This window comes from Maribacter sp. UH1 (assembly GCF_056839145.1).
In genome coordinates this window covers 2,576,960-2,588,703 of the sequence record NZ_CM166387.1, presented here as the reverse complement: position 1 = coordinate 2,588,703, position 11,744 = coordinate 2,576,960, and the positions used below count along the sequence as shown (strand labels likewise).

The 11,744-nt window shown below is 34.1% G+C and carries 12 protein-coding genes and 1 tRNA gene; 6 read left to right on the top strand and 7 right to left on the bottom strand.

Features of this window, described 5'->3' with window-relative positions; translation table 11 throughout:
• Positions 1–3: 3 nt before the first annotated feature.
• From UH1x_RS11210 to UH1x_RS11190, 5 genes are all read right to left on the bottom strand, one after another.
• Complete coding sequence (locus UH1x_RS11210) at positions 4–387, bottom strand: BfmA/BtgA family mobilization protein (RefSeq protein ID WP_482621765.1); 384 nt, start codon at positions 385–387, stop codon at positions 4–6.
• A 441-nt stretch (positions 388–828) separates the two neighbouring features.
• Positions 829–1,026, bottom strand: a complete 198-nt coding sequence (locus UH1x_RS11205) for a hypothetical protein (RefSeq protein ID WP_482621764.1) — start codon at positions 1,024–1,026, stop codon at positions 829–831.
• A gap of 10 nt (positions 1,027–1,036) precedes the next feature.
• Entirely contained in the window at positions 1,037–1,486 is a 450-nt protein-coding gene (locus UH1x_RS11200; RefSeq protein ID WP_482621763.1) for a JAB domain-containing protein, read from the bottom strand.
• A 75-nt stretch (positions 1,487–1,561) separates the two neighbouring features.
• Positions 1,562–1,897 (bottom strand): single-stranded DNA-binding protein, encoded by a 336-nt coding sequence (locus UH1x_RS11195; protein WP_482621762.1) that lies wholly within the window; start codon positions 1,895–1,897, stop codon positions 1,562–1,564.
• 569 nt (positions 1,898–2,466) lie between these two features.
• Positions 2,467–2,548: transfer RNA gene (locus tag UH1x_RS11190), tRNA-Leu, on the bottom strand.
• A 202-nt stretch (positions 2,549–2,750) separates the two neighbouring features.
• Here UH1x_RS11190 and UH1x_RS11185 point away from each other — a divergent pair.
• From UH1x_RS11185 to UH1x_RS11175, 3 genes are all read left to right on the top strand, one after another.
• Entirely contained in the window at positions 2,751–4,142 is a 1,392-nt protein-coding gene (locus tag UH1x_RS11185; RefSeq protein ID WP_482621761.1) for a dipeptidase, read from the top strand.
• 261 nt (positions 4,143–4,403) lie between these two features.
• Positions 4,404–5,312 (top strand): YHYH protein, encoded by a 909-nt coding sequence (locus UH1x_RS11180; protein ID WP_482621760.1) that lies wholly within the window; start codon positions 4,404–4,406, stop codon positions 5,310–5,312.
• Positions 5,313–5,482: 170 nt separating this feature from the next.
• Complete coding sequence (locus UH1x_RS11175) at positions 5,483–6,124, top strand: toxin-antitoxin system YwqK family antitoxin (RefSeq protein WP_482621759.1); 642 nt, start codon at positions 5,483–5,485, stop codon at positions 6,122–6,124.
• A gap of 10 nt (positions 6,125–6,134) precedes the next feature.
• Here the strand turns inward: UH1x_RS11175 and UH1x_RS11170 are convergent, their stop codons facing one another.
• A complete protein-coding gene (locus tag UH1x_RS11170) occupies positions 6,135–6,713 on the bottom strand; it encodes a PhnA domain-containing protein (RefSeq protein WP_482621758.1) in 579 nt (192 codons plus the stop codon).
• 225 nt (positions 6,714–6,938) lie between these two features.
• Here UH1x_RS11170 and UH1x_RS11165 point away from each other — a divergent pair, with 225 nt between their 5' ends.
• The 3 genes from UH1x_RS11165 (at position 6,939) to UH1x_RS11155 (ending at position 11,469) form a co-directional block, all read left to right on the top strand.
• Entirely contained in the window at positions 6,939–7,304 is a 366-nt protein-coding gene (locus UH1x_RS11165) for a BlaI/MecI/CopY family transcriptional regulator (RefSeq protein WP_405410717.1), read from the top strand.
• A gap of 2 nt (positions 7,305–7,306) precedes the next feature.
• Positions 7,307–10,228, top strand: coding sequence for a M56 family metallopeptidase (locus tag UH1x_RS11160; protein WP_482621757.1), 2,922 nt, complete (start codon positions 7,307–7,309; stop codon positions 10,226–10,228).
• 137 nt (positions 10,229–10,365) lie between these two features.
• A complete protein-coding gene (locus UH1x_RS11155; protein WP_482621756.1) occupies positions 10,366–11,469 on the top strand; it encodes a DUF4407 domain-containing protein in 1,104 nt (367 codons plus the stop codon).
• A 58-nt stretch (positions 11,470–11,527) separates the two neighbouring features.
• Here UH1x_RS11155 and UH1x_RS11150 read toward each other — a convergent pair whose 3' ends face one another.
• Positions 11,528–11,656, bottom strand: coding sequence for a hypothetical protein (locus UH1x_RS11150; protein WP_299797603.1), 129 nt, complete (start codon positions 11,654–11,656; stop codon positions 11,528–11,530).
• Positions 11,657–11,744 lie beyond the last annotated feature (88 nt).

The window sequence follows — 11,744 nt, the reverse complement described above, 5'->3', positions numbered from 1 at the left end:
ATTTTATTTTTCACGAAAACGAATTTTCTCTTCTTTTTTAATACTCTTCTTCTCCACTAAAAGCGGTTTGCTTTTAGGTTCTGGTGTTACTTCCTCAAAAAGTGACTGCATCATTGCAACGGTAGGTTTCGTTTGACTCTTTTCCATATCTCTTAAAATGGCAATAACGGCACTTACTCTTTTTTTTATCAAGTTTTCAAGTGTATGAACAGTTGGACCAATAGATTCTTTTGGAGACAGATTATTGGTTTCAAAAAAGTCTAGCATCATCAATAAAGTCATAGAATTGGACGCTCCCATTTTCTTGCTAAAAATTCTGAATTTTTTAGCAACGGAGTCTTTAAAACTAATGGTAGTAAACTGTTCTTTTTCGTATCCGTTATCCATTTTTACTCTAAAAATTCTCTGTTTTTCCTAGGCTGAATTCCTTTTTACTCTAAAAACCAATCTTAATTTTCATTTCTCATCTTGATTTTATTTTTAAATAACTGATTTTCTGTTATTTAAAAACAAGAGGCTTATCGGAACATCGCAGCGCGTGTTACCCTCTTGCTTCTCCTTTTCGTTCGCCCCAAGCGAACAAAAATTCCGAACAACCAGATTAAAAAATCGGTTGCCTTTTTTCTAAAAATATTGCCTTATAAATCTATCTATTTGAATTAAGAAATTGAAACGTGCATTAGTCTCTAATACCCCGTTTTTAAACCATTATGTATGATTATAGGATTTTGCTTAAAACAGAACTTCAGGTTAGGAAATATCCGCCTATATTTTTCAATAAAAAAAGACCCTTGAAAATCAAAGGCCTTAACACTTACTTCTACTGGTTCAAATGTTGAAAACATAGGAATATGCATATAAATTTTTGACGGCTTCCTCATATAGAATAGTTTCATACTCCATATGGTTTTCCTTAGCATATATTTTTAAATCCCTACCAAATTTACTTTCTATTTCTTCTTTAGAAACGGATAGCAAATGTTGCTGGGTTTCTTCATCGAGGTTGTTATAATTTAAGTATATCATAGTCTAAAAATTATAATATGGAATTATCTGCAAAACTGTAGTATTCCCCATTTGGAGTAATAATCAAATGGTCTAATACTTTGACATCAAAAAGAGCCGCTGCCTTTTTTATTTTCTCCGTAATTCTTTTATCTGCTTCACTAGGAAGTACTTTTCCGCTAGGATGATTATGTGTTAAAATAATACCTACAGATAGCGTTTTTAATACTACGGCAAATAATATGCGTAAATCAATAAGCGTTCCTGTAATTCCACCTTCTGACAATTGATAAATACCTTTTACTTTATTGCTATTATTTAATAACACCACTTTAAAGGATTCGTGTAGTTCTATGGTATTTTTATTCCAATGTTGGTATACTAATTCGCTAGCGTCTTGGGAAGAGCTTATTTGTTGCCAAAAAGGTGCTGGTACTCGCTCTTTGTAACTAATTCGAATTTCGTTAACTTTGTCTTTCATTGTTTATTTCTTAAGGGATTAATAATGAAAAAGAGGGCAGAACTTTTGCGAGAGATGCCCTCTTTCTTTTTTGATTTACTTACTTCCTAAAAGCAATATTTCGTTTACTTCGATTTCCGTAACATAGCGTTGGTTTCCATCTTCGGTTTCGTAAGTTCTGGTCTTTAGTTTTCCAGCAATTCCGACCTCCTTTCCCTTGTTTACAAATTTTTCGATGATTTCAGCAGTCTTACCCCAAGCAACAACCGTATGCCAATTCGTATCTGTTTGTTTTTCGCCTTTACTGTCCTTGTAATTCTCATTGGTAGCCAAAGAAAAACGGGCTACTTTTTTTCCACTTTCGAGGTTTGTAACCGTTGGTTCTTGTCCAACATTTCCAATTAACTGCACATGATTTTTAATTGTACTCATAATTATAGATTTAAAGATTTATATTTATTTAAAAGTGATTTACTTATTATATCCAGAGTGTTTTCCTTTTTCCAGCATTGCTGGTTTTGTTAATTTTAGTTCCACTTCCTTTTTGGATATTTTGAGATGATTTCATACTTCGATATTTTGATTTACTTCCCATAGAGCCTTCGTTGTTACCTTTTTTTGATGCCCCGTGTGATTCAATATTCAGATTTGATAAGACGTATAAAAAAGAGCGAGGTATGAGCCTGGTTTATGCCGTAGTTCAAAACTGAATGTTGTTGTTTTGCTGTCAAAAAAAGGTGATGATGGAGACTCGGTAAGTGAATTAAAAAACTAGGTGAAGTTTAAAATGGAAGGGAGTGGAGCTAAATGCATTACTACATTTAACCAAGAAAATATTAAAATCGGAATTGTTTAATTCTTATTGAAAGAAAATAATATCAATAAAGAGTTAATAAAATTGAAGTATGAAAATTTACAAATGTTGTACCTATGTTGTACCTGAGTAAAAAAGAAGGCTATTTTTAAATGAAAAAAGCTCCCAATTTCTTGAGAGCTTTTAGTACAGGTGGAGAGACTCGAACTCTCACACCTCGCGGCACCAGATCCTAAGTCTGGCGTGTCTACCAATTCCACCACACCTGCATTTTAAAATCTTTTTAGACTTTTACTTGTCTAATTCCTAAGTCTAGCGTGTCTACCAATTCCACCACGCCTGCATACTTTCCAAAATCACGATATATGATTATCGGGGTGCAAATATAATGCAAAAAATCAATTCTCTAAATTTTAGCTATTTAAAAATTACGCTTTTTGTACTTTTATCGAAAGTTACATAAAAAAGCACATGATAAACGTAAAGAATTATATAGCGGAAAATAAGGACAGATTTTTAAATGAAATCATAGAACTACTTAAAATACCGTCTGTTAGCGCAGACCCTGCCTTTTCTCAAGATGTTTTAAATGCTGCAGAAATGGTAAAGTCCAGATTAGAGGATGCAGGTTGTGATGTTGTTGAAATTCATGAAACAGCCGGTTACCCTATAGTTTATGGCGAAAAAATCATTAATAAAGAACTACCAACGGTTCTAGTATACGGTCATTATGATGTACAACCGGCAGAACCATTGGAATTATGGACTTCGCCACCTTATGAGCCGGTAATTAAAAAAACGGACTTACACCCAGAAGGAGCCATTTTTGCCCGTGGTGCGTGTGACGACAAAGGGCAAATGTATATGCATGTAAAAGCATTGGAACTTATGGTGAAAACCGACCAGCTACCATGTAATGTAAAATTCATGATTGAAGGTGAAGAGGAAGTTGGCAGTAATAACTTAAGCATTTACGTAGCCCAGAATAAAGAAAAACTGGCTAACGATGTTATTTTAATATCTGATACAGGTATGATTGCCAATGATGTGCCGTCTATAACTACAGGTTTACGCGGACTTAGTTATGTTGAAGTAGAAGTTACTGGTCCTAATCGTGATTTACATTCTGGCTTATATGGCGGTGCGGTTGCCAACCCTATCAATATTTTAACCAAAATGATTGCTAGTCTACACGATGAAAATAATCATATAACAATACCCGGTTTTTATGACAAAGTAGAAGAACTTTCTGCTGGTGAACGTGCAGAAATGGCAAAAGCACCTTTTAGTATTGAAAAATACCAAGAGGCTTTAGATATTGAATCTGTTTACGGAGAAAAAGGATATTCTACCAACGAACGTAATTCTATTAGACCCACATTAGATGTTAATGGCATTTGGGGTGGATATACTGGAGAGGGTGCAAAAACGGTCATAGCAAGTAAGGCATACGCCAAAATATCTATGCGATTAGTTCCTAATCAAGATTGGAAAGAAATTACCGACTTGTTTAAAACACATTTCGAAGCTATTGCCCCAAAAGGCGTGAAGGTAGTTGTAAAACCTCACCATGGCGGACAAGGTTATGTAACCCCTATCGATACTACTGCATACCAAGCTGCCTCAAAAGCATATGAAACTACATTCGGCAAAAAACCGATACCGCAACGTAGTGGTGGTAGTATTCCTATAGTTTCCCTTTTTGAGCAAGAACTAAAAAGCAAGACCATACTTATGGGCTTTGGTTTAGATAGTGATGCCATACACTCCCCTAACGAACATTTTGGAGTATGGAACTACTTTAAAGGAATTGAAACCATTCCTTATTTCTATGAGTATTTTACTGAGATGAACAAGAAGTAGTCACCCATTAGTTTCAGTCTTTCAGAAAAAAGAAGCGACTTATAGCTTTGGTATGCCAAAGCTATAAGTCGCTTCTCTGTATATATAATAAGTAGTGAAATTTTAAATAAACCAATACCTCAAACTTTAAATAAATATAAAAAGACTCAGAGTACAGTTTCACTTAAATATAACTACTATTCACAGAATTCATAAAACACCAATTGTTATCTATCTTATTTTTAATAAATAAATCATCTTAACTTATTTAAAATCAAGATAATGATAAAGTATTTTTTAATTCTATTACCGTTTTATTTCGCAAGCTGTAGTAATTCTGATAGTACAGATGACGAGACTACAACAACCACTACTACCACATCTGAAAATGGCTCAGTTGATATTTCCTCTGTAGTCCAGAATGTTTTCGACTCAGAAAATGGTGTCACGGTTAACGTTGAGGGCGAAACTATTATTATAACCAGTACAGGCCTTCCTGATCACAAAACACCATATTGGGATATTGAAGGTATGGAGCATGAATTGTACGAATCTTTCCCTACTTATATTATTGATGATACCGATGCCTATGACGATGATGCAGAAGAATTAAGTAGATTAATCAGTACCGATAGTGAAGGTAATACGTTAATAACCTATCAAAATAACATGAATATGGAAATGATAGCTTTTGATTATAGTATGGAAATCCCTACTAATCCTTCAGAAGCCGAAAACAAAGAACAAACCGATCTTGGGTTAATAGGTTTAGCTTTAAACGGAGTTCCTATTTATAATGATTCCGAAGGTAGAGATGTACTTGGTGTTGTTGCCATGAGTACTTTTGATTCAGCAGGCGCACACCCAGGTCCTAATTCAGATTATCATTACCATACAGCATCGCAATTAAGTATTTATGCCGAAGACGATGGTAGTACATACCCTACTGTAAATGATTCTAATTTAATAGGATTTTTAAGAGATGGATTCCCTATTTATGGACGTCAAGAGGCAGACGGTACCTACCCTGATGATTTGGATGAAAATGGGGGACACATTGCCGCAACAGCAGATTTCACCGAAGGTATATATCATTACCATTGTAGTAGTGAAAATTATCTTAACACAGGTTGGTACTTAATGAAGGCAGGTGCTTATCATGGTACTCCCGGACCTTCGTCAGGTAATTAGAATACCATCATAACAAACTAAAGTTAGCTGTGATAATTAAAAAATCCCAGCTATCTTTTTCATATTTTTATTTATGATTCAAACCATCATTATTAGCTTTAAAAGATCCTAAGTAAACTATGAATACTTTGACAATAAAATACCTTTGTTGTATTGTTATAATCTTAGGCATGCTTTGCAGTTTTACTTCATGTAAACAATCTACCAAAGACAATGATAATAGAACTATTAACAAATTTGCATTACAAACACAAAGTGTAGCTATAGCTATAGACCTTTCAGGTGTACCAAACGATACTATAAATAGCACCGATCCTGATTACGCTATTAAAAATGGTCTTTTCTATTATAAGGGCAAAAAATATTCTGGCATCTTAAAAAAGACTCATACGCAAGTTAACATGATAGCTTACACCTCTGTTTATAAAGGCAAACGTCATGGCTCTTATAGCAGCTATTACGATACAGGAGCACTTTTTGAAACCAAACAATACAAGCAAAACCGCGTTACAGGTAGACACTATATATATTGGAAAAACGGCAATCTAAAAGCTGACAACTGGTACTATAATGGTAAAATGGAAGGTACACAGAAGAAGTGGTATGCAGATGGCTCTCCCTTCTACGTATTCAATTATATAAACGGAAAACGAGAAGGAAAGCAAAAAGCATGGAGAACCTCAGGTAAACTACAGATTAACAATGAAATTATAAATGGTAAAACCTATGGATTAAACAGAGCTTCCCTTTGCTATAATGTTAAAAAAGAAGAACCAGAAATGTTAGGTTATACCGAAGTAACAAAAAAATAAGCTTCTTGGCTTAAATCTTTTTTACATATTTGGTAATGATAACCGTCATGGTTGGTCCTACCTTACCTTCAATGTATTCTGCATTTTCACGATCTAAAGAAATTCTACGAACCGCGGTACCTTGCTTGGCTACTTGGCTAGAACCTTTTATTTTTAAGTCTTTAACCAAAACCACACTATCGCCATTTTCAAGAATTACCCCATTTACATCTCGGTGAATTATTTTCTCGCTTTCTGCTAATCCTTCGCCAGTAGCTTTTGCCCAATCTAAAACCTCTGGTTCCAAATACATCATATCCAGCAAATCTTTAGGCCAGCCTTCAGATTTTAATCTAGAAAGCATTCGCCAAGCTACAACTTTCACTGAGTCATATTCACTCCACATACTGTCGTTCAAACAACGCCAATGGTTTGCATCCATCTGTTCTGGATCATCTATTTGGGTACGGCATGTTTCGCAAGCCAAAATACTTGAATCGACTCCACTAATAGAAACCGGTTCTACTTCAAAAACCTCTAAATTATTGGTTCCCGTACATAATTCGCAAGTGGAGCCACTACGCGCTTCCAAATCTGCTAATACACTCATTATTCATTATTTTTATAATACGAATTTACATCTTTTAAATTGGTCAATTGGACCTTTCCCCAAAGAATTGGGGTCGGGCTATACATTACAAGTACGCTTTGCTAAAAAGCAAATGCGGGCTTTTCATTACTATCCCTAAGGCAAAAAAAAACAAAACTTACTCTACATTTGTAGAATCAAAATATATGTTCTATGTTTGTAGAACATACTCTAAACTTGTAGAAAATGCAGTTATCCAAATCGGAAGAAGAATTAATGAATATTCTATGGAAGCACAAAAAGGCGTTCATGAAAGATCTACTCGATGCTTATCCAGAGCCAAAACCCGCTACAACAACTGTTGCCACACTTTTAAAAAGAATGACCGACAAGAAGTTTATTGACTATAAAAGCTTTGGTAGAAGTAGAGAATACTATCCGCTGGTAAAAAAGAAAGATTACTTCTCTAAACACGTTAACGGACTCATTAAAAACTTTTTCAATGATAGTGCCAGTCAGTTCGCATCATTTTTCACTCAAGAAACCAATTTAAGTAAAGCTGAATTGGAAGAACTTAAAAAACTAATAGATGTTGAAATAGAAAAGAAGTAATTATGGAAATCTATCTTTTAAAATCCGCCGCATGCATGGGCATCTTTTTGCTTTTCTACAAACTCCTTTTGGAGAATGAAAGTATGCATCAATTTAAAAGATTCTTTCTATTAACTGCAGTCATCGCGTCTTTTATAATACCACAAATTGTATTTACAGAATATGTTGAAGTAGAACCCACCACGGCAGTCACTCAAATTATATCCATAAATGAACCCCAGAACATACCACCAGTAGTTCAGACTATTGAAAAATCGCCCATGAATTGGTCTTTAATACTATGGACTATCTACGGATTAGGAGTTGCAGGATTCGCATTTCGCTTTATGTTTAATCTACTTAAAATATGGAAACGTATTCGTAACAATCCAAAAACGAAACATAGTACTATCTATAGAATCCTATTAAAAGAACAACTGCCACCACACACTTTTTTAAAGTACATATTTCTGAACAAACAAAAATTTGAGACTAAAAGCATACCTAATTCTGTGCTGCTACATGAAGAAACCCATGCTATACAAAGGCATAGTTTGGATGTTCTTTTTCTAGAGGTATTGCAAGTGGTACTCTGGTTTAATCCATTGATTTACGTTTACAAAAAAACAATAAAACTAAACCATGAATTCTTAGCAGATAGTGCTGTACTAAATGGTCAAGAAGACCACTTAAACTATCAAAATACATTACTGTCGTACTTATCAAACGACAGCTTTAACACCCATCAATCAGTTGGTATTGCAAATGCCATAAATTATTCATCAATCAAAAAACGATTCATCATCATGAAAAAACAAACATCAAAAAAAGGAATTGCAATTCGAAGTCTATTGTTGCTACCTGTATTGGCTTTAATGCTTTATGGTTTTGCAGAAAGAAAAGAAAAATTCATAAGTAAACCCGATAGTAACTCCATTAATGGAGATTGGCTAAATAAAGAAAATGAATTAGAAAAATTAACAATTACAAAAGAAAATGAAAATTTACTATGGGGTAATAACCAAGGTCATATCTTAAAAATTGAAAAACAAAAAGGTCAATTTTACTATTATTCCAAGCCTAATGAAGAAAAGATATTAATTGAAATAAACGCAAAAGAAGAAACCATTAAAATTAACGGAGAAAGATTTATCCGCAAAGAAAAAAGCTTAAAAAATCAATTAAATGGCTCATGGCGTAATGAGGAAAATAACATTGAAATAATTGTTTCCGAATACGATATTTATATGGTTTTTGATTTTATAGAGGGTAATAAAAAAGCCGTTCGTTATTACCCTAAGAAACGTGGCAACAGTTATTATTTCACCTATGGCTATGAAGATTGGTCGTTTAAAATTGAGAATAATCAATTAGTTGACTCTAGAGGAAATTATTATACCAAACAAGAGAACCAGCAATCAATCAAAAAATCCAACAGAGTAATAAAACTTGCTGGTTTAGTAGTAGATTCTGAAACTTTAGAACCTTTAGTAAATGCAGAAATTAAGGACCATAACGGAACTGTTCTCACCAAAACAGACATTAAAGGTTATTATTCGTTTGAATTAAATAATGACTCACAAGGTGAATTAAATTTTAACCTAACGGTCAGAAAAGATGGCTATAAATCATTATTACAGAATGAGCATTGGGGAAATCTTCAAAATGAAATTACTAGCTCCTTCTTCTTCGGTCTTCAAAAAAATAATGGAGATACAACTGAGTTCTCTAAACTTTTTACGAGGAACGGTAACTTAGATTATGCATCTGTTTTAAAAAACAAATCTATAATTGAAAGCGAACGGTTTTTGAATTCAAAGTTAGAGGATGCAAAAAATGGTAATACTAATTGTATTATAAAGGTTAATGAATCACATTATTTAGTAGACGTTACGTCATGGATTAAACTAAATTCTACAAACGATATAATATCTATTAATGATAAAGAGAATTTACCTGCTTACAAATTAAACGGTTATATTAATAGAAACAGTATAAAAGCAATGTCTCCATTAGAAAGCTTTGACAGTGCTCAGTTTGCTATATATACCACTTCGGGTGATATCCATACCAGCCTAAACAAGAGAGCTTTTTCCACATATAATAACCTTGCTAAAAAATACAACGCTATTCCCATTGCAACGAGAGAAATTCCACTTAATGATTTGAAAATATTGGAATCTCTTTATAGAAATATGAATCCAGCTCAAAGAGAGGAGGCTCAACCCTTCCCCAAGTATTTGCCTAAGCAAAATCAAGATGGTGCTACAAAAGAGCAAATATCCACCTACAATAAGTTGGCAAAAAGTTATAACACTATGATATCCGAAGGCGGCAACATACGCATTCTAAAATCTGATGTTGATCAACTAAAATATATCTACGGATTAATGTCTGAGAAACAAAAAGTGAATGCAGAAACATTCCCTGAGTTCCCAGAACCACCACCTGCTCCAAAGGCACCTAAAGTGGCAAAAGGAGAAAAAAGTAATATTCCGCCTCCACCAGCTCCAAAAGAACCAGAAACACTTATAGAATCATCATTAAATTTCCCTGCACCGCCCCGCTCACCCCATGCACCAAAAACACTGAACACGACTAACTATGCTAGTAACCAACTAAAAGAAATAATTAAAAATCAAGATCGATATGATCATTTAAACCTCGATGCAAAGGCTATAAACGGAATTCCTTCAAACACCCAAACTTTTCATTCTAAAACTAGCGGTCCGGTTGCCCCTTCACCTCCTACTCCACCATCTCCATTAGATTATGCCATTGATATGGCAAAAAAAGGAGCAACATTCTTCTATGAAGGCAAAAAGGTTTCGTCTGACAAAGCCATTGACCTACTAAAGAAAAACAAAGAGTTAAACATAGAATCTAGAGAGAAACATGGCAAAGCAGAAGTACTAATTACCAAAGAACCTGTAACAATAAGATAACCACAACGTCAAACATATGTTAAAGCCCTCTTTTCGAGGGCTTTTTCAGTACCAAAAGTGAAATAGTTACGTTCACCCAGTATACATCATCATCAACTTGCCAGCCGTATGGATGGTCAAAAAACAAATCATTAATCATGATACAAGACTTCTTTATTCTCTGCTCAGGGGCAGATGCCGATCTTTTAAAAACCTGCTCTAAAGGTGAACAAAACAAATATGCAGGTATTGGCGCTACTGTATTTTTCACAGCTGTAATGGCTTTTATTGCTAGTAGCTATGCATTATTCACGGTTTTCGACAATGTGTATACCGCAGTATTCTTCGGTTTCATTTGGGGACTATTAATATTCAATTTAGACCGTTTTATAGTTGCTACCATTAAAAAGAGAAACAATTTTGGTCAAGAATTTTTACAGGCTACTCCGCGTATCATTCTCGCAGTCATAATTGCCATAGTAATTTCAAAACCCTTGGAAATGAAAATTTTCGAGAAAGAAATAAATCAGGTACTATTAGAGCAAAAAAATGAACTTACACTTGCCAATAAAGACCAACTTGCGTTGCAATATACGCCAAGGGTTGAGCAATTGAATCAAGAAATAGCTGCATTAAAAAATGAAGTTTCAATAAAAGAAACAGAGACGAATGCACTGTATGATATTTATATCAATGAAGCCGAAGGTACTGCAGGAACCAAACTGCTAGGTAAAGGTCCCGTTTATGCTGAAAAACGAGATAAGCATGATGCAGCCCTTGCAGAATTACAGGCACTAAAAACTACTAATAATGAAAAAGTATCGGCGATAGAATCTCAAATAGCAGCATTAGATACGGAATATGCAGAAGTAGTTAAAAATTCACAACCCATTATAGATGGTTTTGACGGATTAATGGCAAGAATTACCGCATTAGATGAATTACCTTGGTTACCTTCTTTCTTTATATTTCTATTGTTCTTGGCTATTGAAACATCGCCTTTAATAGCCAAATTACTTGCCCCTAAAGGAGAATATGATATTAAATTAGAAGAGGAAGAAAGTGTACTTTCTACTTGGGTAGAGCAAAAATTGGCGCAACGTCAACTTATAGCTTCAACTGACGGAGAAATTAATCAGAAAATATATGAAGATTTGAAGGGAGAAGAGGAATTGTACGGCTATAAAAAGAAAAAAGCAGAAGAACTACTTCGCCTACAAGCCGATAGTTTTCATAAAATTCAGACCAAAGGATTAAAATAAAAAAAGCCAATATTTCTATTGGCTTTTTGGTGATTTGGGGGAACTACCTGAACAACTATTATTTTGCCATAGCTTCTAGTATCAATTCTGAATTTGTAATATTAAAATTGTCTATTTCAAAAATCTCATCTTGGTTCGCTGATTCAAAATAACCTAAACATCTATTTGAATTTTTAACAGTTTTCATAAGATTCAGAGTTAATGATATTACTTGTTAATCTTTAATTACACTTCAAAGGTATAAGGTTATGATCGCTTTAATCTGGCTCAATTGA